Below are 23,315 nucleotides of genomic sequence, written 5' to 3' on the forward strand. Positions count from 1 at the left end.
CCCCACCCCCCTCTCGGCGATAGCCACCACGGTCCAGTTAATCTGGCTCTTTTGTAGCTTCCTGTTAATTTCCGGAGTTTGAGTATCTTCAGGTGCGAGAAGTGCAAGCACCGAGGAACGGTGTTCCCTGGGAGTGCAATCTGATTACTGAAGGTTTGGGAGTTTTTTAGTCGATCTGAAATCCGTGGATGGGCTTTGCGAGGTTCCGAAGAACTACAGTTCGGAGTGCGACTTATCCATCTCCCCGCGCAACGGCGAGCCGGGCCCGTCCGGCCTACTCCCCGCCCTTCTCCCCTGCACCCCGCAGCTCCCGGTAATACCGGCAGAGGTCCACGACGATGCACTCCTCGTGCTTCGGGTTCTGCGCCGTGCAGACGGCGCGCCCGTGGCGGATCAGGAGGTAGTTGATGTCCCGCCAGGCCTCCTCGGGGAAGAGGGCGACGAGGTCGCGCTCGATGATGTCGGGGTTCGTGCTGTCGGTGAACCCCAGCCTCTTCGAGACCCGACGGACATGGGTGTCGACCGCGATGCCGACGTTGATGTCGAACGCGTGGGAGAGGACGATGTTTGCCGTCTTCCTCCCCACCCCGGGGAACGACTGCAGTTCTTCCATCGTCCGCGGGACCTCGCCGCCGAAGTCGGCAACGAGCTTTCGTGCCGTCTCGACGATGTAGCGGGCCTTCGTGTGGTGAAAGCCGATGGTCCTGATGAGCGGCTCCACCTCCTCGGGCTCCGCGCGGGCGAGCGCCTCCGGCGTCGGGTAGCGGGAGAAGAGGGCGTCGCGGACGGCGTTGACGGCGCGGTCGGTCGTCTGCGCGGAGAGGATGGTGAGGATCAGCGCTTCATACGGGTTAGAGAAGTCGATAAAGTGACGCCTGTCGTCGACGACGGGATACTCCGCAAGAAGACGGCGGTAGACCTCGCAGGCGATCTCACGGTTCATAACTGATGGGGCAGGGCAGATTCGAACTGCCGTCAAAGCGTCCCAAACGCTCTAGGATGGACCAGGCTACCCTACTGCCCCTGTACCTGCATACGTTGGGAATCCAGGCAAAAATAGTTGCCGATGAGGGAGGGTTCAGGACGGCAGGGGATTCAAACCCGCTTTGCAGACGACGGTGCCGCCGAACGCACCCCCCACGATCGCCCGGTAGAGGTTCTCCGGATCGCGGCCGTCAAGCACCAGAAGCGGGATCCCGGACCGCTCGATCACCTTCCCGGCCACGATGTCGAGCACGGTGTTCGCGCCCGCATCCATCCTCGCCCCGGTGATGATATCGAGAAGTTCCTGCGGCGTGAGACGCTCGTGCTTCACCGCGGCGGCATCCTTCTTCGGGTCGGCGCTGTAGATCCCGTTGACCGACGTGGCGTTGATGAGAAGGTCGGCACCGACGCTCTCGGCGAGAACCGCAGATACCGCATCGGTCGTCTGCGCCGGGGTGATGCCACCCATGACGACGATCTTTCCGGTCTGTGCAAACTCCTGCGCCTCCGTGTAACTCTCCGCAACGCGCGGATAGGCTGCATCCCCGAGTCCGGCGATGAGAAGACGCGCGTTCAGCCGTGTCACCATGATACCGAGTTCGTCCGCCGCCGCCTCCCCGACGCCGAGATCGCGGGCGACCCCGATATACCGGCGTGCTTCCCCGCCGCCGCCGACGACGACGAAAATCCGGCACTTCCCGGCTATCTTTTTCAGAACAGACACATATCGATCGATATTGTTCGATTCAAGCGAAGGAACCAGAACCGAGCCGCCCAGAGAAATTACGATCTTCTTCATCCCACCCTATTATTATCCCCAATATCACTCATATACCTGTTGTGAAGATGCTGCACTGCCCTGCATGCAACTCTACGGATGTCTGGGCGGTTACCGGAGGATATACCGGCTGTGTCTACCGGTGCAAGCGTTGCGGCTACCGCGGAGCGCTGGTCGTCGAGTACGATGAAGAAGACGGGAAACGGAGTGAGCGGTAGCACATCCGCACCACAATCATAAATATCATGGTTCCCCTCACCCGGTGATCATATGCACGAGGCGCGACTCTACCAGAAACTGGAGGACAACACCGTCCGCTGCTCGCTCTGCGCTCACCGGTGCACCATCAAAGAAGGCAGACAGGGTGTCTGCGGCGTCCGCATCAACCGCGGCGGCACGCTGTATGCCGCCACCTTCGGCAAGGTCATCGCCGAAGCGGTCGATCCCATCGAAAAGAAGCCGCTCTTCCATTTCCTGCCCGGAACGCTCTCCTACTCGCTCGGCACCATCGGGTGCAACTTCCACTGCGAGCACTGCCAGAACTGGCACATCTCCCAGCAGACGCTGGAGATGGAGTCGCTCAGGGACATCAGCCCGGAGCAGGGCGTGGACCGGGCGCTCGGGTCAGGTTCCGCAAGCATCGCCTGGACGTATAACGAGCCCGCCATCTGGCACGAGTACCCGCTTGCGATGGGGACGCTGGCGCGCGAAAAAGGTCTCGGGACCGTCTACGTCACGAACGGCTACATCACCGAAGAGGGGCTGCGCGAGCTCGCGGGAATGCTCAACGCCTTCCGCGTCGACATCAAGTCGTTCTCCGACACCTTCTACCGGAAGGTCTGCGGGGGACGGCTGCAGCCGGTCCTCGATGCGACGGCGATTGCAAAGGAGCTCGGGATGCACGTCGAGACGGTCACGCTGGTCATCCCGGGACAGAACGACTCGCTGGAAGAGATGGAGACACTCATCCGGTGGGTGCTCGAGAACCTCGGCCCCGACACCCCGATGCACTTCACCCGGTTCCACCCCGAATACCGGATGCGGGAGACGAGGCCGACCGGGATCAGGACTCTGGAGAAGATCTACGAACGGGCAAAAGAACTCGGGATCCACTACCCGTATCTCGGCAACGTCGGAGGCCACCCCTACGAGAACACCTACTGTCCCGCCTGCGGCAGCCCCGTCATCGAACGGTCGGGCTACGCCGTCAGGATAACAGGGCTTGACGACCATACCTGCACGGAATGCGGCGGGCGCATCGAATATGTCTCGGAGATCAGGTGAACGCCAAAGGTTCCTGACCGACAGGATGCTCGGGACGCTCACCCGCTACCTCCGGTTCATGGGCTACGACACCATGAGCGCAAACAGCCTCTCCCCGGGGAGCAGCCGGGAAGACACGCTCCTCCTCGAGATCGCCGCTCAGGACGGCCGGTTCCTCCTGACCAGGGACCGCGAACTCGCACGGCGGGGCGGTGAGCAGGCGATCTACATCGCATCCGAAGAGATCATGGCCCAGATACGGCAGGTTGCCGATCTCGGGCTCATCGAGCCCGAGATCCGGATGAGCCGCTGTTCGCTCTGCAACACGCGTCTCCGGCCGGCTACCGCACGGGAGATCCGGGAGACACATTACGCTCCGCGGTCGAGACGAGGGAAGGAGTTCTCGTGGTGCCCCGCGTGCAGGAAACTCTACTGGATGGGTTCGCACAGCACCAGCCTTGAGCGGCGCCTCAAAGAGATGCGCTCCTCCCCCTGACCGGCCGCCTGCCGTATCCCCTCGGCAGAATTACGGAAAAACTCCATTTCAGACGTTTCCTGGAGAATCCGGGAAAGGTATATCTACTTTCAGGGGGTATGAAGCGCGACGGCTGCAGGCCGGTCGATCCGATCCTTTTCGTCCGGGCCTGCAGCGGGGCTTCGTGCCTGAACCGGCGGAGCCGGGGCAATCTGTCAGGGAGAACAATATGGAAAGTCTGAAGATAGCATTTTTCTGCTGGGAGTCATTGTATGCCGAACGGGTCGGCGGGCTCGCAAATGCGGCGACAAACCTCGCCGAGACGCTGGCACGGCACCATGAGGTGCACTTTTTCACCCGGGGAGAGGGGAGAGACGCCGAAGTCAACGGCGTCCGGTACCACTACTGCCGGCCGTCGGGACAGGACATCGTCCGGTACTGCTCCGATATGAGCAGGGGGATGCTCGACCGCTTCAGCGAGTTCGACGCACCGGCGTTCGACCTCCTGCACTTCCACGACTGGCACGTGGTCGACGCGCTTCGCCGGCTCCGGGAGCGGGAGACCATCTTCACCTACCACTCGACGGAGTTCGGGAGGAACGGAAACACCTTCAGCACCGGGTGGCCTTTTGTGGAGATCTCGAAGATCGAGCGTTACGGCGCATCGATTGCCAAACGCGTAACAGCGGTCTCCTCGACCCTCCGGCGGGAGGCCATGAGCCTCTACGACATCCCGGACTGGAAGATCGACGTCGTCCATAACGGCATCGTGCCCGCCCATTACCAGGCGGACGTCGATCCGGAGGCGATGAAACGGCGTTACGGCTTTGATCCGGACTCCCCGCTGATACTCTTTGTCGGGCGGCTCGCATGGCAGAAGGGGCCCGACATGCTGGTGGATGCAGCCCCCAACCTCCTCCGGGAGCACCCCGACGGCCAGTTCGCCTTCATCGGCGATGGGCAGATGCGCCCGGATCTTGAGAGCCGGGCCAGGTCGCTTCCCGTCCGTTTCCTCGGGCGGCTGGACGATACTGACTACGTCTCGCTCCTCAATGCAAGCGACATCGTCGCCATACCGAGCAGGAACGAGCCGTTCGGGCTTGTGCTCCTCGAAGCGTGGAGCGCCGGCCGGTGCGTGGTCGCTTCCGACGTCGGCGGGCTATCGGAGAACATCAAGCACGGGACCGACGGGGTCAAGGTGCAGCCGCACCCGGACTCGATTGCCGAAGGGCTCTCCCGGGTGGCGGATTCCCCCGAGAGGTCGCTTTCCATGGGGCGGGAGGGGCTTGACAAGGTGAAGAAGGAGTTCCCGTGGAGCCGCGTTACGGAGCGGATGGAAGGCGTGTACCGGAAACTCGCGAACCACAACACAATCCTCTCCTGACCGCCCGTTTCACGGCAGCATGACGGCTGCAAGATGCTCCATCAGGCGGAACGGGTCCGACGAGACCACGGGTGTCCCTGCGTAGAGTTCCATCCCCCCGATATCCGAGGTCCGGGAATGGAGGTCGCCCCGGTCCACCACCCACGCGACGTAATAACCCTCTTCCCCGAGCGGAGGCATATACACCGCCGCGTTGTAACTCTGCACCCCGATGTTTCGGTAACACTCGAGCACCTTTGCGAGTGCCCCCGCGAGATCGTGCGGCGACTCCGTGACGATCGCGACTTCGTGCTCTTTTCTCGGGGTGAGGTGCGCCATGACCCGGGCGTTTTTGTAGACGAGCCCGAGGCCGATGACGGTGTGGGCTAAAAAGAGGTCGTTGTAGTATTCGCTCCCGTAACGGCACCGGTACTCCTCTCTGGCCCTCTCGATCCGTTCCGGAGCGGCATAGGGCCTGTGGCTGAGCAGTACCTGGGCATGGTTGTGCACGACGCTCGCCCCCGCACGCCAGAGAAAGTTCCAGATGAGGAAGGGGTAGACCGCCCGGGGGTCTGTCTGGTGCGCATCCTGGCACCAGCGGACGGCCACGCTGATCATATCGGCGATCTGCGGCTCAGCGGTGATGTAGGGGTTGGTATCCTTCGCAATGATGATGGCGTGGAGGTAGTCGTACTTGGCGATGTTGCTTGCCGTGATCCAGTGATCGCCGTCGATCCTCCCGAACGTGTCGGCCGGCGTCTCCTCGAGGGGGTTTGAGAACGGCCCCCCCTCGGCAAGCGCCTTAAGGTCCCGAGTCTCCTCGGCGCGGGGCGTCAGCACCGGACGACGTGCCCTGACTGAATTGAAGAGCGTGCTCTCGCCCGTATGGTTATTTGTCACCCTGACGATCTGCTGCGTCTCGATATCGCCGTACTTCTCACGCACCCAATCTTCCATTGCATCGGGGAAGACCAGGTGCCCGGGTTCGACATACCACGAGTATAACCGGGAGACGAGTTCCTCCGTATCCGGCGCGAGTTCCTTCACGATGCCCGGCAGCCGGGTGATATCCAGCCTGACCATAGGGTCCTCGTATACCGGTCCCGCACCGATAAAGATTCGCATCTGCCGGGCCTGGCCGGGAGAAACCTCAAACAGGGTGGATTATTCGCGTTTGTGACTGCGGCGCGCCTCAGGGCATGAAATGGAAGATTTATTGGTTACGAATAGAGAATATAATCTGAATAAGCAGAGATCCGGCCAAACAGCACTCCGGACATGCGTTCTATGGATAAGGGACATGGCATTCTTTGATAAACTCCGGATGAATATCGAAGGGTTATGGCAGACGAAGGACTATCCCGGCCTGATCGATGCTCTGGACGGTGAAGAGCCCGCCAGCCGCGCCGATGCCGCCCGAACGCTCTCTGCTCTCGGGGTCTCCGCCGTCCCGGAACTCCTCGGCGCTCTGGAGAATGCCGGTCCCGCATCGCGCCTCCGGATGTCGGAAGCCCTTGCTTCCGCCGGCGTTTCATCCGTCCCCCTGCTTCTCGCCCTGATCAGCCGGGCAAGCCCTGCCCTGCAGGCATCCATGGCCCGTGCAATCGCGGGGACGGACGGATCGATCTTTGACGCGCTGCTCTCCGCACTGCACCACGAGCAGCCGGCGGTCCGGGGTGCCGCCGTGATTGCTCTCCGGGGCATGGGCAGGAAGGCGGTCCCGCCCCTCGTCGAAGCACTCCGCGACAGAGACCGCTCGGTCCGGAGAGAAGCTGCCGCTGCGCTCGCCGCAGTGCACTGGGCGCCCGACGACCTGAAAGAGAAGGTGTGGTTCTACTACCTCCTGGAAGACTGGGCGGAACTTGCAAAACTCCAGGGGGCAGCCGTCCCGGCCCTCCTCAAGGCCCTTGACAGCAAGGAGCCGCGGATACGGGGCGAGTCGGCGCGAACGCTCGGGAAGATACGCGACGCACGGGCTATCCCGGCACTCATCAGGGCGGTGGAGGACCCGCAGGCGGACGTCCGCGTACGTGCCGCCGAGGCGCTGGGGGAGATGGGCAGCGACCGGGCGAAACCCGCGCTGGCCGGAGCGCTCAACGACCCCTGCCACCCGGTGCGGATGGAGGCGGCCTGGGCGCTCGACCGGCTGGACTGGATTCCACAGAGCGACCTCGATAGAGCGGGATACCTGATCGCAAAGGAGCAGTGGACCGAACTTGTCCGGATGGGGAGACCGGCCATCCCGGCACTCATCCGGGCCCTGGAGGTCGAGTATTCGGGCGTCCGCACCGGTGCGAGTGAAGCGCTGCGGCAACTGGGGCAGCCCGCACTCGACGCCCTGCACGCGGCAGTACGATCGGAGAGCCCCGTGATCCGCGAACAGGCGGAGATTGCACTGGAGTACATCAGGTCGCGACACGAGGAGAACTCCCGGGTGAGGCCGGTGCAGGCGCCCTCTTCCGATTACGACCGGGAACTCAGAGAGGGGCTTGCCGCCCGGAAACGGATCGAGGGGCGCTTCGGGCCGACAGCCAGAACGGGCAACGAGCCCTCCCGCCACGAACCTCCGCCACCGGCACGGACGGAGACGAATCAACCCGCCACCGGCACCGGAGCCGCCGTGCCGAAACCCCCCGCCCGGCAGGAGGCCGATACCGGTGACCTCGAGGATCTCCTGGAGGGGGACGGAAAGGCCGGGGAGACGCCGACCGCGGTAAAAAGCCCGCCCGCACCGAAGACACCGGTTTCGCTGGACCAGCTCGTTCCGGTCCGCGACGACGGGGAGGCAGCCGATGATGAGAACCCTGCAAAAGAGGACGCTCCTGCTCCCGCAAAGCCGGAAAGAATAGTCCTGCCGGAGCCGGATACCCCCGCCGCACCTCCGGAACCCCCGGTGCAGGCCCCTGAGAAGGCAGCACTCGAGCGGTACCTTAACGCCCTGCAAAGCGACGACGAGGAGATCCGGGCTGCGGCGGTTGCCGCGTTACGGAGCATGGGGAGTCAGGCGGTCGAGTTCCTCATCATGGCGCTCTCCGACCCGCACGATGGCGTTCGTATCGCCGCTGCCGAGGGGATCGGCGAGATCGGGGATGCAAGCGGCGTCGATGCGCTGATCCTGCTCACCAATGATGCCGGGCAGGATGTCCGCAGTGCCGCTGCCGCCGCACTCGGACGGGCCGGCGATGCGCGTGCGATCGGTCCGCTCATCCGCCTGTTCGGCGACGCGTATAGCGGAGTCAGGTCGGTTGCAGCCGCGGCCGTTGCGGCGTTCGGCCCTGATGCGCTTGAACCGCTGGAAGCGGCACTGGACGACCCGGTGCCGGTAGTCCGGTTGACGGCTGCGAGGGCGCTCGGGATCGTCGGGAACCCCCGGTCGATACCGCTCCTCATCAGGCATCTCGAGGACCCTGCCCGGGAGGTCGGCGTGGTTGCCGCCCGGACTCTCGGGGGGTTCGGGAACCCCGCAGTCGAACCGCTCGCGGCGGTGCTGCGGGAGGGAGGAAAAGAAGGGCGCCTTGCGGCAATCGACGCGCTCGGAGGGATTGAGCCGGGGAAGGCGGACGAGGCACTGGCGTATGCCCTGAGCGACGAGGACCGGGAGGTCCGGGAAAAAGCGGCTGCCACGCTCATGAGACGGCGCGCAGCGAACATGTGGCAGGGCACCTTCGGCAAAAAAGCCCCCGAGGAAGACATCTCCACGAAGAGTTCCGCCGGGCAGGCGGACCGGGAGGAGATCGATACGCTCATCACTGCGCTCAATGACAGGTCGGTGGAGGTGCAGGCGTCTGCTGCCACCCGGCTTATCGCGATGGGGCGGCCTGCCGCCGAAGGGCTGCTCAGGGTGCTCAAGGACGAGGACCCGGAGATGCAGGTCGCCGCCGCCGGGGTCCTCGGCGAGATGCAGGAGGCGGCGGTCGAACCGCTCATGGATGCCCTGAACGACACCGACCGGTTTGTCCGGCTCGCCGCCGCCCGAAACCTGGGCAATATCGGAGACGCGCGGGCTATTGACGCCCTGAGCGAATCCCTGCGCAGGGAACCCGAAAGCGCCGTCCGGGCAGCCGTTGCAGAGGCGCTGGGGTATATGGGGAGCAGCCGGGTGATAGAACCCCTGGCCCTGGCACTGCGGGACAGGGACGAGGCGGTGCAGATTGCCGCCGCCCGGTCGCTCGGGTATATCGAGGACCTCCGTGCCATCGAGCCGTTGATCCTGGCCCTGGGCGACGTGGACGACCGTGTCAGGTATGCCGCGCTCGAGGCCCTGAAAGATCCCGGGGACACCACACGGCGCCACCTGATCGGCGCGCTCCGCTCCGGGGACGCAACGTTCCGTGCGGGGGTCGCTGAAGCGCTGGAAGCGGGCGGCTGGAAGCCGGAAACCGGTGAAGAACAGGCCCTCTATCTTATGGCCCTCGACCGGTGGCCAGAGGTGGAGCAGGTCGGCGCCGATGCCCTGCCGGTACTTGCAGAGGCGCTCTCCGACCCGTCGATCGAGGTGCGGACAAATGCCGTCAGGGCGATAGCCCGGATAGGAGGCAGGGGAGCCGTCGCCCCCCTCATCCGGGCGTTCCAGGACGATGCGCTCGTGGTCAGAAAGCGGGCCGAACGCGCCCTGGTAGGTATGGGCGATGCGGTGATTCTCGAACTCAACCTGGCGATCGGCGTGGTGCGGCCGGAGGCCCGGGAGGGGCTGCAGCGGATCATCCACGAGATCCGCGCGAAAGGAGAGGGGACGCCCTAGGGCATCCGCCCGGCAGCCTTCCAGTAGTCGTACTCGTGGTGCCAGCGGTCCTTGTTCGCCGTGATCAGGGCCCGCATTCGCTCAAGCATCGCGGCGTGGAACTCCTCCTGCTCCGGGTATGTCTCTTTGTTCTCGATGGCTTTTGCGAGCTTCCTGCCGAGTTCGTAGGCCCTCCCTTCCGCAGGCACGATCGTTTCCGGGTCTCCCCCGAGGACGACGCCGACACCGCCCACGGTGTTCGCGCCCAGGGTCCGGAGAACCCCGTTGAGGTAGGCCACGACCTCATCCGCTCCGGACCCGCCCGCCGTGGAGACGGCGCACCCGTACTTCCCGATGAACATCTGGCAGTGGATGGCGTCCGCCATGCGGTCGAGCATGGTCTTTATCTGGGCGGTGACCGAGTCGATGTAGTTGGGCGACCCGAGGACGATCCCGTCGCTTTCAAGCATCTTCTGGTACAACCCGGCAAAATCGTCTTTCTTGACGCACTCTCCACGTTCGCAGCAGACCAGGCACCCGTTGCAGTACTCGATCTGGAGCTTGCAGACATCCACGAGTTCTACATCGGCCCCGGCACTCTCCGCCCCGTCGAGAACTGCCTGGACAAGCCGGAGCGTCTGGCTCTTTGAGGCGCGGGGGCTTCCGTTAATCCCAAGTACTTTCATATTTCTTCCTCGTTTGTAATGTTCATGAGTCCGTATCCGGATACGTTCATTCTTACGGGATGTCGTGCGTGACGGCGATCTCGGCGTGGTACTGCCGGCCGCAGTCGCCGGGGAACGGATCGATGGTGAATATCTTCGTTTCGCCCGCCTGGAACCGGGGAGCGAAAACAGTCTCGGTCGCCCGGATCATATTGCTTTCGTCATCGACCAGCATGAACCGGATGACGACGTTTCTTGCGGGCGCATCGCCGGTGTTGGTCACGGTTCCGGTCACAATCCAGTAACAGGAGCCGTCGGTGCGCAAATGCTTCTCCGGTGCGGTAACGCTGGCAGAGAACGACGGCTGCGGCCCGGCAGGCGAGTAGGTGGTGTGAGCAGCCGGTGTCACCTCCGGCGTCGGGGTGGGCGTTTCCGACACCCCGGAGGTTCCCGTGCAGCCTGCCGTGGCAACAGCGCCGACGAGGCAGCCGAGGAGCAGAAGGAGCACAAGGCTCTTTCCAGAGACATCCTGCATGATGGTTCATCGACCGGAGAGGTATATAACGGATACGCAAGCGCATCCGGCAGGTACGACGAGCCCCCGACTGCCGACCCGCCGCCCGGGCAGGACCCGGGGAACGATTTATATGCTCTCCGGATAAGGAGCCAGCCGAAACCGGGAGGAGTGCCGATGAGCAGGGAGAGCGTAGAAACCGTCGGGACCGTGAAGGTCTTCAACGCCGTAACGGGAGAGATGGAAGAGGTCGAGAGGGTCGTCAAATCCGACGAGGAGTGGCGGCGCCAGCTGACGCCGGAACAGTTCTCCGTTGCCCGGAAGGCAGGCACGGAGCCGGCCTTCACCGGGAAGTACTGGGACTGCAAGGAGGACGGCCTGTACGTCTGCGTCTGTTGCGGCAACCACCTCTTCTCCTCGAAGACGAAGTTTGAGTCGGGGACCGGCTGGCCGAGTTTCTGGGAACCGGTCTCCGACCAGAACATCAGGACGGATCTCGACAACCGGTTCCTCATGAGCCGGATTGAGGTACTCTGCAGGCGATGCGACGCCCACCTGGGCCACGTCTTCGACGACGGGCCGCCGCCGACCCACAAGCGCTACTGCCTGAACTCGGCGTCGCTCCGGTTCGTGCGGCAGAAGGATCTCCCCGGGCGGCACGAATAATTATCCATTTACGGCGCCGACCTCTGATCAGTGACCGACCATTCATCCGCCTGGGACGAGGACTACCGGAGGCGGGGAAACCTCTGGGGCGGAGCGCCGGCGCCGCTCCCGGACCTCCCCGCCGATGCCGCCGTCCTTGAGATCGGCTGCGGGAACGGCAAGACCCTCGGGGCACTCGTCCGGCGGTTCCCGTGCGTGACCGCGGTCGACATCTCTCCCCGTGCCGTCGCCCTTGCCCGGCGGCACCCGGCAACGGCGAGAGAGGCCGCCGCCGTTGCCGACGCCCGGCGCCTGCCGTTTCGGGATGCGGCGTTCGATGCGGTCATCCTGGTCCATATCCTCGGCCACCTCCTCCTGCCGGGCCGGAAGGCCGTGGCATCCGAGGTCTGCCGGGTGCTCAGGCCCGGCGGGGCGGCATTCTTCCGGGGATTCTCCGTCGAGGATATGCGCGTCGGGAAGGGAACGGAGACGGAGCCGCAGACCTTCCGGAGGGGCGAGGGCATCGTCACACACTACTTCACCGAGGCCGAGACGGCGGAACTCTTCGCACCGCTCGCGGCGGTCTCGGTCCGGACGCACCGCTGGCGGATGCGGGTCAGGGGCAGGGACCTCCCCCGGGCCGAGGTGGAGGGGGTGTTTGGAAAGGTGGGATAGGGATTGTGAACCTGGGCCGGCTGAATTCTGCTCGGCGGGCTTGCACAATGTGAACCTTCGGTGCTTGAACATAGGCTCTTTGGATAGTCGTTCTTCGGAGCGTCGCTCTTCGTCTCAATAGAACGTCGCCATTGGGAAGGCGCAGAGGTAAATAGGGTCCGCTTTTCTTCTACTGCCCCAGTACAGTGGACCGTGGGAATATCGCGTCTGGGGGAGAGCGACTGGCCGTAGGGCAGGAACTCGAGAAGAACGAAGTTCTTCGAGGGGTTTCAGGGGAGTGCGATGTTCCGACAGGAACGGAGCACGAGAAGCCGTTAGGCTTTGAGGGGGGAGACCCCCCTCCCCTGTCCCCACCCCCCATGGCGATATCCACTGGAAAGCCGTGTACTGTTTGTACGACTAAAGTGAAGGGAGTATGAGTAATAAAAATCCACGTGAACTATAATTTGAGTACTGAAGGTGCAAGTTGCGCGCCCTACTGGAAATCCGTGCTCGATGGTTGCAGTTGACGAAAACCCGGATGCCGATCCAGTCAGGCACGAACCACACCCCGCCATTCCATTAAATTACATCCCCGGGGCACGAGCACCGGAAACCCCGCGGGTCGGCGGCACCGGGGGCGGCGCACCACGGTCGGCCCCGCCCACCGGCCCTCCCGGGGTCGGAACCGGAGACGAACATATCTTTTTTACGCTTCCGGGCTGAGTTATAGTACCAGAATATGAGGGTCAGGGGAACACACCGGTCAAAACGGCTGTTCCCGGGTTCCTCCGTGCAGCATGGTCAACCTTTTTTGACATTCGGACAAAACAACAGGAGAGAGGAAGAGAAGTCATGTGTATTGCAATGCCCGCTGAGGTACTCGAGATAAAGGATGGCAACATCGGCGTCGTCGATTTCGGGGACCTGCAGCAGGAGGTCAGGCTCGACCTCGTGGACGTCAAAGTCGGAGAGTTCGTGCTCGTCCACGTCGGGTTCGCCATCCAGCGCCTCAGCAGAGAGGAGGGGCTTGAGACCCGGGAGGTCTTCAGGCAGGTCTACGCTGCGATGGAGGAGTAATGCACGAGTACAGCATCGCCTACGACATCTACACGACCGCCCGCCGGGCGGCGCTCGAGAACAGCGCAAAAGAGGTGAAGTGCGTCTCAGTGGATGTCGGCAAGATGGCGATGGTGAACCCCGAGCAGGTGGAGTTCCTCTTCAATGTCATCATCGAGGACGACCCGCTCTTTCCGGAAACCCGGCTCTCGTGCCGGGACATCGAGACGCGCACCCGCTGCTCCTGCGGCTACGAGGGGGACGAACGGTTCGTCTGTCCCCGGTGCGGAAAACTCCCGGAGATCGTAGCGGGAATGGAGATCGTAGTCACCAATATCGAGATAGAAGTGGACGAAGAATGAAAGTCAACCTCATGCACGGTGCCGGCGGCGAGGTGATGGGCGAGCTCCTGCGCGTCATCACCAACCTCGAGCACAACAACGCAGGCGGGATCGGGCTCGAGTCGCTGGACGACGGCGCGGTAATCCCCTTAAACGGCCAGAACATCGTTTTTACGACCGACAACCACGTAGTCTCGCCGATCTTCTTCCCCGGCGGGGATATCGGGCGCATCGCCGTCTGCGGGACCATCAACGACCTTGCGATGATGGGCGGGCGGCCGATCGCGCTCTCGTGCGGCATGGTCATCCCCGAAGGCTTCGAGGTCGCCGACCTCGAGCGGATCGTCGCATCGATGGACGCCGCCCTCGGCGAATGCGGGGCAAACCTCGTCACGGGAGACACAAAGGTCCTCGAGCGGAGCGCGCTCGACACCATCGTCGTCAACACCGCCGGCATCGGCATCGCCGAGAGGGTGGTTCGTGACAACGGCCTCCAGGTCGGCGATACGATCATCGTCAGCGGCACCATCGGCGACCACGGCATCGCCATCATGGCCCACCGGGAGGGGTTCGACTTCGGCGGCCAGATCAAGTCCGACGTCGCCCCCCTCTGGCCGCTCGTCGAGAAGGCGCTCGCGGCCGGGAAGATCCATGCCATGAAAGACCCGACGAGAGGCGGGTTTGCGAACGCCATCAACGAGATGGTGAAGAAAAGCGGTGTCGGCGTCGTCATCGAGGAGGAAGCCCTCCCCTTCCGGACGAGCGTCCGGAGCGCCGCCGGTATGCTCGGCCTCGATCCCCTCGAGGTGGCGAACGAGGGCAAGGTCATCATGGGGGTCGCGCCCACTGATGCAGAGGCCGTCCTCGCGGCGCTCCGCTCGCATCCCTACGGGCGTGAAGCGGCGATCGTCGGCGAGGTCGTCGAAGGCTCCCACGTGGTCATGCGGACCGCCATCGGTGGAGAACGGTTCATCGAGCCGCCGATCGGCGACCCGGTCCCGCGAGTCTGCTAGCAGGCGACACCACTTTTTACGCCGTCCAGGACGACCCGCGCCTGTCATATACGATAACACCATGAGCAGTCCTATGGAGAGGCAGTCTACGATGACGGAGGAGGCAGGCATCGAGGTGCGCCTGGTGGACGTCTGGGACGTGGAGACGATCGCCGATCTCTACCGGGCAGGCGGCTGGTGGAACGAGAGATGGGACCCTGCGGATCTCGCCGCACTCATCGCGGGAAGTTTCGCCTTTGCCGTCGCCGTCGACCGGGCGACCGGCAAAGCGGTCGGCATGGGCAGGGTGATCTCGGACGGGGTCTCGGACGGCTACGTCCAGGACCTTGTCGTTCTCCCCGGCTACCGGGGCCGGGGCGTCGGAACGATGATCTTATCTACGCTGCTCGATCACTGTAATTCTGCAGGTGTCGCCTGGGTCGCCCTCGTCGCCGAACCCGGGACCGAAACATTCTATACCGCGCTCGGGTTCCGCAGAATGGAGGGGCACATACCCATGCGATGGTATCCGAAAGACTGGTGAGGCATGCTGAAATTTACCGATTTCAAACCCGTGAGCCTGGACGATCGCGACCTCTTTCTGCAGCACTACCGGCAGTTCCCCCAGGTGCACAGCGACAACACCTTTGCGAACATGGTCTGCTGGAACCACTACGCGAATTACCGGTTTGCACACGTCGATGGGTCGATCGTCCTCTCAAGCACCATCGGCGGCGTAACGTCGTTTCGCATGCCGATCGGCCCGAAAAACCCGGACCTGGTCGGGGACGTCGTCGACCTCGCGGCGAGGGAAGGCGGCGATATGCCCCTGTGGGTCCTCGACCCGGTAAACGAAGCGCTGATCCGGGAACTCTACCCGGCTCTCCCCCTCCGTGCAAACCGGAACTTCTTCGACTACATATACCGGACCGAAGCCCTCGCCGACCTCGCCGGGAAGGGCTACGCCACCATCCGCCGCCAGATCAACCGGTTCGGACGGGAATACGCGTATACGGTCGAGGAGATCACGGAGGAGAACATCGATGAGGTCTGGGAATTCCTGGTCGTCTGGTGCGAGTGGCGGGACTGCGACTCCGAGCCCATCCTCGCCGCCGAAAAAGAAGCCATCCTCTTTGCCGTGAACCACTTCTTCGCTATCGGCCTCGAGGGCTGGATCGTGCGGATCGGCGGCACCATCGGGGCGATATCGATTGTCGGCAGGGTCAACGAAGAGATGGCGGTCGTCCACTTCGAAAAGGCGCTCCCCGAGACCTACCCGGGCATTTACAAGGTGATCACGACCGAGACGGCGGCGGCGCTCCGGGACCGCTACCGCTACGTCAATCGCGAGTGCGACATGGGCGTGCCCGGGCTCCGCGAATCGAAGACGCGTTACCGCCCTGCCTACATGGTCGAGGTGTATTACGCGACCCGGGACGACCTGGAGGCGTGCTGCAGGTGACCGCCGATCTCGTGCTCCGGAACGTGACGCTCCCGACCGGGCGTCGCACCGACATCGTCGTCGCCAACGGTATCGTCCGGCACGTCGGCGCACCGGTGCGTGCCGAAGAGACGATCGACTGCAGCGAGTATACCTGCCTCCCCGGGGCGGTCGATATGCATGTTCACATGCGGGGAGGAGTGCAGGCACAGAAGGAGGACTGGCACACGGGCACGATGAGCGCGGTCGCCGGCGGGGTGACGGTCGTCGTCGACCAGCCCAACACCATCCCGCCCATAACCACGCCCGAACTCCTCCGGGCACGTATCCGCGAGGCCGAGAAGCAGGCCGTCTGCGGGTTTGCGGTGAACGCAGGCGTTCTTCCGGACGCCGATCTTGCCGGAATGCGGGACGCCGGTGCCATGGCGTTCGGGGAGACCTTCGCCGCACCGTCGAGCTACGGGGAGGGGCTTGATGCGGAGACCCTCAAAGAGTTGCTTGCCCACATCCATGCCCTCGGGGGACTCGCCACGGTCCACGCTGAGGAGGTCTCGGACCGGGCGCCGGAAACGCTCGCCGAACACGACAGCGCGCGATCCGGTGCCGGAGAAGCGCGCGCCGTGCGGGCGGTATCGGACCTCGCCCCGGCCGGCATGCGGGTCCACTTCTGCCATCTCAGCACCGCCGCCTCAGTCAGGGCCGCACGCGGCACGGTGGAAGCAACACCGCACCACCTCTTCCTCTCGCGCGCGATGTTCGATCCGGACGACACCCGGGGCCGGGTGAATCCCCCCCTCCGGGACGAGGAGACCCGGCGAGAGTTATGGTCCTGCTGGGATGCGATCGACGTCGTCGCCTCCGACCATGCACCGCACACGCTCAGCGAGAAAGCCGTGCCGTTCAAGAACGCTCCCTCCGGTATCCCCGGGGTCGAGACGATGGTCCCGCTCCTGATGGCGGCGGTGCGCCGGGGGCGGATCACCCTCGCCTCGGTGATCGAGAAGACGTCGTGGAGACCCGCCGCCATCCTCGGCATCCCGCGCGCAGGGTTCGAGCCGGGTGACCGGGCAGACTTTGCCCTCTACCCGGACGAAGTCACCCGCATCGACGCTTCGTGCCTCCACGCAAAGTGCGGCTGGTCACCGTTCGAGGGGCTTGAAGCGGTCTTCCCGGAAGAGGTGGTGGTCGGGGGAGCGCGGGCCTGCGCCTGCGGCGACCTGCGGGAGGCGTGCCCTGCATGGTATCCCGGGCAAGGATATTTATCCCTGCAGGATAAATAATATAAAGCCGATAAAGCGCATCTTTAGGTCCCCGGGTGATCACCTGGCGAGACGCCTGGACATGATCCGCGGGACAACCCAGGTGCGCGACAGGCACGCCTGGCATATGGGTTCGATCGGGTGAGGAACGGCACAAGCCGCCTGTGAGCATCGATCGTTAGTGCCGGGCGACATCCCTTCAAGAGGTCTTTTTCTTATGGAGCCCTATGCCGATGCCGTCGTCGAAGCCGCACACGGAGTGATCATAGCGCTCGATGTTACGGCAGGTGCAAAGCGTTCTTCGTTTCCGGCCGGCTACAACGAATGGCGGAAGAGTATCCGATGCCAGGTGGCAGCCCATGCCGTCGGCGGGAAAGCAAACCGCGCCATCATCGACCTCCTCGCAGAGACGTTCAATGTCCCCCGCGCCGACGTGAGCATCGTCGCCGGGCACACATCTTCCTCAAAGACCGTGGCTATCGCCGGTTTATCGAAATCCTCTGTTGTTGCATCCCTGAATGCAGCCGGTGCCTGAGCAGGCGCTGGCGAAAGAAGCGGGATTACCGGGATGAAGCGGTTTTTTATTACGGAATAACTATACTGAAAGATAAATTCAAATAGACCACCGATAGGCCTGTTTTTTTGGATTTTACGTTTAAAAAATCTTGCGTTCAGATCGCCATCTGATTTAAGTAATTGCACCCTAGATATATAATTGATCCTATGCCAGCGCGCATGAAAACCTGCGCGGCATACGGCGATCAGATTTACACTGAAAGGAGGCAAGACTCCATGTACTCACCAGAAACTACCAAGTATCTCATTCATCTTACTCTGCAGATCGAGGGGGTGGTCGATAAGCCCGACGTAGTGGGCGCCATATTCGGCCAGACCGAGGGGTTGCTCGGCGAAGACCTCGACCTGCGCGATTTACAGAGAACCGGGCGTGTCGGCAGGATAGACGTTCAGATAATCACGAAGCGGGGAGAGACCAAAGGCGAAATACTCATTTCATCATCACTGGATCGGGCGGAGACCGCGCTCCTTGCATCGTCGCTCGAGACCATCGACCGGGTCGGGCCGTGTACGGCCCGCGTGAGGGTCGACCGCATCGAGGATATCCGGGTGACCAAGCGGCGCAAGATCGTCGAGCGTGCCAAAGAACTCCTCCTCGAAGACTTCGACGAAGGCGCCATCAACAGCGACGACCTGCTCGACGAGGTCAGGGAAGTCATCAGGATAGAGAAACTCGAGTACCTCGGCGAGGAGAGGGTGCATGCGGGCCCGAACGTCATGGCCTCCGACGCCATCATCATCGTCGAAGGGCGGGCCGACGTCATCAACCTGCTGCGCTACGGGATCAAGAATGCGGTTGCGGTCGAGGGAACCCACGTCCCGCGCATCATCATCGATCTCTGCTCGCAGAAGACCGCGACGACCCTGCTCGACGGGGACCGGGGCGGGGAGCTGATCCTCCGCGAGCTCCTCCAGATAGCCGAGATTGACTTCGTGGCGTACAGTCCGCGGGGAAAGAGCGTCGAGGAGATGAGCCGCAAGGAGATCGTCAAGGCGCTCCGGAACAAAGTGCCTGCGGAGGTGATCACCGCCCCGCTGCCCGACGAGGAGGGAGGGGAGCGGCTGCCTGCGTACGCCGGCTCCGCCGATGTGCGGGTTTCTGCCGATGAAGATGGGCGGCCGTCGCCACGGCAGGGAAATGGCAGGGAGGAGAGCTCAAAGCCACCCTCGACGCTCGGCGAGCACATGGCCGACGTCCGGGACAAAAAAATTGCGCGGTTCCTCTCCCCGGACTACACCGTCCTACTGGAATCGAACGCCGCCGATGTCGAGGGCGCACTCCAGAACCTGAACGGCGATGTTGAAGGGCTTGTCGTCGATCGCACCATCGACCAGAAACTCCTCGATCAGCTCGGCGGAAGGGACCTCGAGTTCGTGGCTGCCCGGGATTTTAAAGGTATTATAAAGCGCCCGCTGTCCATCAGGCTTATAAAGATCGGATAACGGCTATCCCGGGTGCAAATTTATATATATTTATATCCACCATTTTTATCTCTGGGAGAGAATATGCACAAGGAAGAGTTAATAGCCTTACATGGGATTCTTACTGAGATTAAAGACTTTTTTGAGTTGCAGAACCCGGAGTTGAAATTTTCGCAGTATTATGCGTTGAAGATAGACCCTTCTCAGGTGCATAAGAGCAAAATGGAACATAAGTATGCCATATTCGTGCTCGGAACGGAACTTGCAAACGCCATGAAGGATGTGGAGTTCTCGTCATCGGGCCGGATCTCAGCCCGCATGAAAGAACTCGCAGAGAAGACCCTAAAAGAGATCGAGTATCTCCAGTAAATCGCCCGCTAATATGGTATGGGGCCCCAAAAGGCCTTCGCCACCTCCTCTCCTCAGGCACGCATCCCGCGCTCACTCTCGATGAGGTAGAGAGCGAGCAGCTTCGGGATGGGGGCTGCCATGCAGTGCCAGTTCGGCGTCCCGTTCACCTCGAGAACCGTGTAGCCTTCCCGGTCCCGGAGGAGATCGACGCCGCAGTAGTCGATCCCGATCGCCGACGCCGACGCCTCGGCAATGGCGCGCATCTCCTCGTCGATCGGGACCGGCATGCCGGTCCCGCCCTGGTGGATGTTGTGCATCAGGCTATCGGAGACCCGGGTTATCGCGCCGACGGCCTCCCCGCCGAGGACGAAGACACGGAAGTCCCGGTCGTTTTGCACGTGCTCCTGCAGGTACCAGGGCCCCGGCCCGAGCTCCTCCGGCCTCGTCACGAGCCTGATACCGTTCCCGTCGAACCCGTAGAGCGGCTTATAGACGACTTTTCCGTGCCGCAGAAGGAATTCCCGCGCCTGCTCCTCCGATTGCATGTAGGCCGTTTCCGGTGTCCGCACCCCGTTTTGCAGCAGGAGAGCGGTCGTCATTACTTTGGATGCACAGGCAACGATACTTTCGGGTGTATTGATCACCCGGTTCCGGAGCGAGAGCACGTTTAAGGTCTCGAACTGGTGCCCGTCCTGCCGGATTCCACAGACCCATACGAGTTCGTTCTCAAGCCCGGAGTCGAGGGGGTCGACTGCACCGAGGTCGAGGATACCATATGGGGCACCGGCTCTCTCCAGCTCCCGTATAACAGCGCCGGTCGAGTTGTCGTCCGGCGTATCGGTCGGTTTTGGTACGATACGGATCATGCGCCTCACGTCCCGCCCCCGGGACTAACAGTTCGCGGTCAAAGGCTTTTCAGTATCATTTTGTACCTTGCCGCATATAATCGGTAGGGAAGGTAGGGAAGAAGACCATGCGGAAGAACCGGGTATGTATCATCGGGTGCGGGAACCCTCTCATGGGAAACGACGGGGCGGGGATTCGGGCGATGCGTCCCTTCGAAGGGAGATTCGCCGGCGTCGACGTGATCGATGGCGGCACCGGGGGGTTCGGCCTGATCCCGCTGATGGAAGGATACGAAAACGTGGTGATCGTCGATGCGATGGTGGGTGTCGGCGAGCGTATCGGCGATGTTCTCACGTTTGAGACACCGCCCTCCTGGGACCTTCCGGCATATGCATTCCACGATATAGGGATCGGGGAGGTGGTGGCGATAGCCCGCGAACTCGGATATGCCACAGAGATCGTGACGATCGGAATCGAAGTGGGCGAGATCCGGGCGTTCAGCCAGGAGATAGACCCGGCGGTAGAAGAGGGGGTCCGGGTTGCCGGGCAGGTGATCCTCGGGATCCTGCAGAAGTGGGCCGGGGCGTCCGGGGACATTTTTTAATGGAACGCAGTTAGAGCACCATAATCTATTCGTATTGGGCTCTTTTCTGGAGATATAAATGGCAAGGTTTATTTCATACTACTGAACTAAAGATGTCTGAATGCAACTGCCGCGCGGTCGGTTCCATCGTCTTCTCAAGTCCACGACATCCCGTGCTCTGATAGAGGAGATGAGCTCAACACAGTTTACCGGGATCTGCACGATCATCCTTGGCAGCGAGAGTGCTACCCTGGTGCTGAACGAAGGTCTGGTGATGCTTGCCGAATATGGGGACATGAAGGGGCAGCACGTACCGGATGCGATACTGGAGGGCGACGAGACTGAGGTAGCGGCAGAATTGAACCTTCTGACGCCTGAGCAGGTCAAACTCGCCCTGGAATTCAACCGTCCGTTTGCGACCGGAGACTCCGATGCCATAAAACGGGGAAGACCGTCGTCGGGCAAGGCTGTTTCAGGAGGGACGAAGCCGTCCGCCGGGCCGAAGAAGGCCGGTGGAGCATCCCAGCCGAAACATCCTCCGGAATCGTCCGCAGAAGTGCATCGCATTCCTATGCCGGGAGTGAAACCTATGCAGGAGACGGCCGAGGCGTCTCAGTCAGAGAACGACGACGTTGACACGCTCGTCCAGAACATGGAGGAGATGGACGTTGAGCAACTCGTCAGCAGTTTCAGGGTAAATTGCAAGGATATGCTCCGGAAAATTCATCTTGATCACCTCATTCAGGACAAAGATACGTAAAAGCAGGAGCTGATAACAGAATGGACTCGACAGTATTCCTCATCATCATCACAGTGACGGTGATAGCCGGTTTCGGCGGTGTTTTGTACTTCCTTTCGAAGATCTGCGAGGGACTCGCCGGGCAGCAGCCTACAAAGGCCCCCCGCGTTGCGGGGACCAAAGAAGAACCGGAAGACGCTGTGCAACCGGCACCCGTCGAGGCCCCGAGGCCTTCCGGCGGACTGGATCCCCGGAGTATGGGAAGCCTGGAGGAAACGCTCGGCGCAATCAGCGAGAAATATAGTCTTGCGTCCTTCACGCTCGCGACCACGGACGGCCTCCTGATCGGCTCGACGAAGCCGGGCGGCGAGGACGAGGCCGCGCGATGCAGTTACCTCTACACGCAGGGAAGACTGCAAGACGAGACCGGTGCTGAACTCCTTGGCATTCCCTACCGTGGGGAGACGGTGGTCGGCATCGCCCACCCTTCGGAGCACCTCTCTGCCGAACAGATGAGCGCACTCGAACAGGATATCCGGGACACCCTGCAGCACTGGGTGTAAGTCCGGAGAGATCAAAACAGCGAGTGATCACATGGTAAAAGTATATACGATTGCGTCCGGTAAAGGCGGTACCGGCAAAACAACGGTCACGGCAAATCTGGGACCGATGCTTGCTCAATACGGGAAGAAAACGTGCATTCTTGATGCCGACGTAGGAATGGCGAATCTCGGGCTTATTCTCGGGCTTGAAAACCTGCCGGTGACCCTGCACGAAGTGCTGGCAGGCAGAGCCCGTGTCAGGGACGCCATCTACGATGGACCGTTCGGCGTGAAAGTTGTCCCGTGCGGGCTCTCCCTGCAGGGCTTTCAGCAGTCGAACCCGGATCGCCTCAAGGATATCATGACGGACCTTGTGAGTGAATTCGACATTCTGGTCCTCGATGCTCCTGCAGGAATCAGCAGGGACGGCGTCATCCCGCTAACTATCGCCGACGGGGTGATCCTTGTCGTAAACCCCGAAATCTCCTCGATTGTCGACTCCTTAAAGACAAAGATCCTGACCGAGACCGTCGGCGGGCACATCGAAGGGGCGATCATCAACCGGGTCGGCGGGAGCGAGGATGAGTTTAACCGGGCACAGATGGAGAAACTCCTCGGGGTCCGGGTGCTCGGGGTCGTACCGGAAGACCCCAATGTCCGGCGCGCGTCGGCCGGAAGGTCGCCGATCGTGGTGAAATACCCGACATCCAGGGCATCCAGGGCTTTTAAGCGCATCTCTGCCGATGTGGCCGGCATCGAGTACGTTGAAGAGGAGACGCAGGCTCCCCGGGAAGGCTTTGTCGATCGGCTTGCCCGCGCTCTCTTCCGGGCAAAGGCCTGATTTTTAAACCTAACGAGCCCATAACGCTCGTCACCGCCTTTCTCTTTTTTATCTTCACTGACGTTGCAGCGCAAAGCCGCAGGTAGAATGCTGCAGGCATTGGATCGCATGCACCCATGCCACCTGCCCTCCTGCCGGTTCGAGCTGCACGATGCGCCAGGAGTCGAAGCCATCCAGATCGGTTTATTTCCCCGATCCGAATCCATAGCCAGAGCACGAGTGTGGTTATTTCCCATCAGAACCCTGAAAAACCCCATAAATC

The 23,315-nt window shown here is 62.3% G+C and carries 26 protein-coding genes and 1 tRNA gene; 20 read left to right on the forward strand and 7 right to left on the reverse strand.

The window, feature by feature from the left end:
• Positions 1-274: 274 nt before the first annotated feature.
• The 3 genes from nth to pyrH form a co-directional block, all read right to left on the reverse strand.
• Positions 275-943: an endonuclease III gene (nth, locus tag BRA62_RS07670; protein ID WP_292365984.1), complete on the reverse strand. Its 669-nt coding sequence runs from the start codon at positions 941-943 to the stop codon at positions 275-277.
• A 6-nt stretch (positions 944-949) separates the two neighbouring features.
• Positions 950-1,024: transfer RNA gene (locus BRA62_RS07675), tRNA-Pro, on the reverse strand.
• A gap of 54 nt (positions 1,025-1,078) precedes the next feature.
• Positions 1,079-1,783, reverse strand: coding sequence for a UMP kinase (pyrH, locus tag BRA62_RS07680; protein ID WP_292365985.1), 705 nt, complete (start codon positions 1,781-1,783; stop codon positions 1,079-1,081).
• Positions 1,784-1,824: 41 nt separating this feature from the next.
• Here pyrH and BRA62_RS07685 point away from each other — a divergent pair, with 41 nt between their 5' ends.
• The 4 genes from BRA62_RS07685 (at position 1,825) to BRA62_RS07700 (ending at position 4,884) form a co-directional block, all read left to right on the forward strand.
• On the forward strand, positions 1,825-1,980 hold the full coding sequence (locus tag BRA62_RS07685) for a hypothetical protein (RefSeq protein ID WP_292366013.1): 156 nt from the start codon (positions 1,825-1,827) through the stop codon (positions 1,978-1,980).
• Positions 1,981-2,032: 52 nt separating this feature from the next.
• Complete coding sequence (amrS, locus tag BRA62_RS07690) at positions 2,033-3,046, forward strand: AmmeMemoRadiSam system radical SAM enzyme (RefSeq protein ID WP_292365986.1); 1,014 nt, start codon at positions 2,033-2,035, stop codon at positions 3,044-3,046.
• Positions 3,027-3,521 carry a Mut7-C RNAse domain-containing protein gene (locus BRA62_RS07695; protein ID WP_292365987.1) on the forward strand — a complete coding sequence of 165 codons (495 nt, stop codon included), beginning with the start codon at positions 3,027-3,029 and terminating at the stop codon, positions 3,519-3,521. Before amrS ends, BRA62_RS07695 begins: the two co-directional genes overlap by 20 nt.
• 208 nt (positions 3,522-3,729) lie before the next feature.
• Positions 3,730-4,884 carry a glycosyltransferase family 4 protein gene (locus tag BRA62_RS07700; protein ID WP_292365988.1) on the forward strand — a complete coding sequence of 385 codons (1,155 nt, stop codon included), beginning with the start codon at positions 3,730-3,732 and terminating at the stop codon, positions 4,882-4,884.
• Between the two features lie 9 nt (positions 4,885-4,893).
• Here BRA62_RS07700 and BRA62_RS07705 read toward each other — a convergent pair whose 3' ends face one another.
• On the reverse strand, positions 4,894-5,946 hold the full coding sequence (locus BRA62_RS07705) for a hypothetical protein (RefSeq protein WP_292365989.1): 1,053 nt from the start codon (positions 5,944-5,946) through the stop codon (positions 4,894-4,896).
• Positions 5,947-6,163: 217 nt separating this feature from the next.
• On the opposite strand from BRA62_RS07705, the gene BRA62_RS07710 reads away from it, so the two are divergent.
• Positions 6,164-9,604, forward strand: a complete 3,441-nt coding sequence (locus tag BRA62_RS07710; protein WP_292365990.1) for a HEAT repeat domain-containing protein — start codon at positions 6,164-6,166, stop codon at positions 9,602-9,604.
• On the opposite strand, the gene BRA62_RS07715 is transcribed toward BRA62_RS07710, so the two are convergent.
• Both BRA62_RS07715 and BRA62_RS07720 read right to left on the reverse strand, forming a co-directional pair.
• Entirely contained in the window at positions 9,601-10,269 is a 669-nt protein-coding gene (locus BRA62_RS07715) for a flavodoxin family protein (RefSeq protein WP_292365991.1), read from the reverse strand. The two genes, BRA62_RS07710 and BRA62_RS07715, sit on opposite strands and share 4 nt — an antisense overlap.
• Positions 10,270-10,321: 52 nt before the next feature.
• Positions 10,322-10,783, reverse strand: a complete 462-nt coding sequence (locus tag BRA62_RS07720) for an FxLYD domain-containing protein (RefSeq protein WP_292365992.1) — start codon at positions 10,781-10,783, stop codon at positions 10,322-10,324.
• A 156-nt stretch (positions 10,784-10,939) separates the two neighbouring features.
• On the opposite strand from BRA62_RS07720, the gene msrB reads away from it, so the two are divergent.
• From msrB to BRA62_RS07775, 11 genes are all read left to right on the forward strand, one after another.
• Positions 10,940-11,428, forward strand: coding sequence for a peptide-methionine (R)-S-oxide reductase MsrB (msrB, locus tag BRA62_RS07725; protein ID WP_292365993.1), 489 nt, complete (start codon positions 10,940-10,942; stop codon positions 11,426-11,428).
• Positions 11,429-11,458: 30 nt separating this feature from the next.
• Entirely contained in the window at positions 11,459-12,082 is a 624-nt protein-coding gene (locus BRA62_RS07730; RefSeq protein WP_292365994.1) for a class I SAM-dependent methyltransferase, read from the forward strand.
• Positions 12,083-12,916: 834 nt separating this feature from the next.
• Positions 12,917-13,141: a HypC/HybG/HupF family hydrogenase formation chaperone gene (locus BRA62_RS07735; protein WP_292365995.1), complete on the forward strand. Its 225-nt coding sequence runs from the start codon at positions 12,917-12,919 to the stop codon at positions 13,139-13,141.
• Positions 13,141-13,482 (forward strand): hydrogenase maturation nickel metallochaperone HypA, encoded by a 342-nt coding sequence (locus BRA62_RS07740; protein ID WP_292365996.1) that lies wholly within the window; start codon positions 13,141-13,143, stop codon positions 13,480-13,482. Before BRA62_RS07735 ends, BRA62_RS07740 begins: the two co-directional genes overlap by 1 nt.
• Positions 13,479-14,474: a hydrogenase expression/formation protein HypE gene (gene hypE / locus BRA62_RS07745; protein WP_292365997.1), complete on the forward strand. Its 996-nt coding sequence runs from the start codon at positions 13,479-13,481 to the stop codon at positions 14,472-14,474. The genes BRA62_RS07740 and hypE overlap by 4 nt, the downstream gene beginning before the upstream one ends.
• 91 nt (positions 14,475-14,565) lie before the next feature.
• Entirely contained in the window at positions 14,566-14,997 is a 432-nt protein-coding gene (locus BRA62_RS07750; RefSeq protein WP_292366012.1) for a GNAT family N-acetyltransferase, read from the forward strand.
• A 3-nt stretch (positions 14,998-15,000) separates the two neighbouring features.
• Positions 15,001-15,915, forward strand: a complete 915-nt coding sequence (locus BRA62_RS07755) for a DUF2156 domain-containing protein (RefSeq protein ID WP_292365998.1) — start codon at positions 15,001-15,003, stop codon at positions 15,913-15,915.
• Positions 15,912-17,174 carry a dihydroorotase gene (pyrC, locus tag BRA62_RS07760; RefSeq protein WP_394339993.1) on the forward strand — a complete coding sequence of 421 codons (1,263 nt, stop codon included), beginning with the start codon at positions 15,912-15,914 and terminating at the stop codon, positions 17,172-17,174. Before BRA62_RS07755 ends, pyrC begins: the two co-directional genes overlap by 4 nt.
• A 196-nt stretch (positions 17,175-17,370) precedes the next feature.
• Positions 17,371-17,688: a DUF167 domain-containing protein gene (locus BRA62_RS07765; protein WP_292366000.1), complete on the forward strand. Its 318-nt coding sequence runs from the start codon at positions 17,371-17,373 to the stop codon at positions 17,686-17,688.
• A 257-nt stretch (positions 17,689-17,945) separates the two neighbouring features.
• Positions 17,946-19,172: a DNA primase DnaG gene (gene dnaG, locus BRA62_RS07770; RefSeq protein WP_292366001.1), complete on the forward strand. Its 1,227-nt coding sequence runs from the start codon at positions 17,946-17,948 to the stop codon at positions 19,170-19,172.
• Positions 19,173-19,235: 63 nt separating this feature from the next.
• Complete coding sequence (locus BRA62_RS07775; protein ID WP_048112360.1) at positions 19,236-19,520, forward strand: UPF0058 family protein; 285 nt, start codon at positions 19,236-19,238, stop codon at positions 19,518-19,520.
• A gap of 53 nt (positions 19,521-19,573) precedes the next feature.
• On the opposite strand, the gene BRA62_RS07780 is transcribed toward BRA62_RS07775, so the two are convergent.
• Entirely contained in the window at positions 19,574-20,368 is a 795-nt protein-coding gene (locus tag BRA62_RS07780; protein ID WP_292366002.1) for an ATP-grasp domain-containing protein, read from the reverse strand.
• Between the two features lie 152 nt (positions 20,369-20,520).
• Here BRA62_RS07780 and BRA62_RS07785 point away from each other — a divergent pair, with 152 nt between their 5' ends.
• From BRA62_RS07785 to minD, 4 genes are all read left to right on the forward strand, one after another.
• On the forward strand, positions 20,521-20,952 hold the full coding sequence (locus BRA62_RS07785) for a hydrogenase maturation protease (protein WP_292366003.1): 432 nt from the start codon (positions 20,521-20,523) through the stop codon (positions 20,950-20,952).
• A 100-nt stretch (positions 20,953-21,052) separates the two neighbouring features.
• Positions 21,053-21,691, forward strand: a complete 639-nt coding sequence (locus BRA62_RS07790; RefSeq protein ID WP_292366004.1) for a hypothetical protein — start codon at positions 21,053-21,055, stop codon at positions 21,689-21,691.
• Between the two features lie 20 nt (positions 21,692-21,711).
• Positions 21,712-22,233, forward strand: a complete 522-nt coding sequence (locus BRA62_RS07795) for a hypothetical protein (protein ID WP_292366005.1) — start codon at positions 21,712-21,714, stop codon at positions 22,231-22,233.
• A gap of 31 nt (positions 22,234-22,264) precedes the next feature.
• On the forward strand, positions 22,265-23,053 hold the full coding sequence (gene minD / locus BRA62_RS07800; RefSeq protein WP_292366006.1) for a cell division ATPase MinD: 789 nt from the start codon (positions 22,265-22,267) through the stop codon (positions 23,051-23,053).
• The last annotated feature ends 262 nt before the right edge of the window (positions 23,054-23,315 follow it).

It is taken from the genome of Methanoculleus sp. UBA208 (assembly GCF_002498065.1).
Classification (GTDB): domain Archaea; phylum Halobacteriota; class Methanomicrobia; order Methanomicrobiales; family Methanoculleaceae; genus Methanoculleus.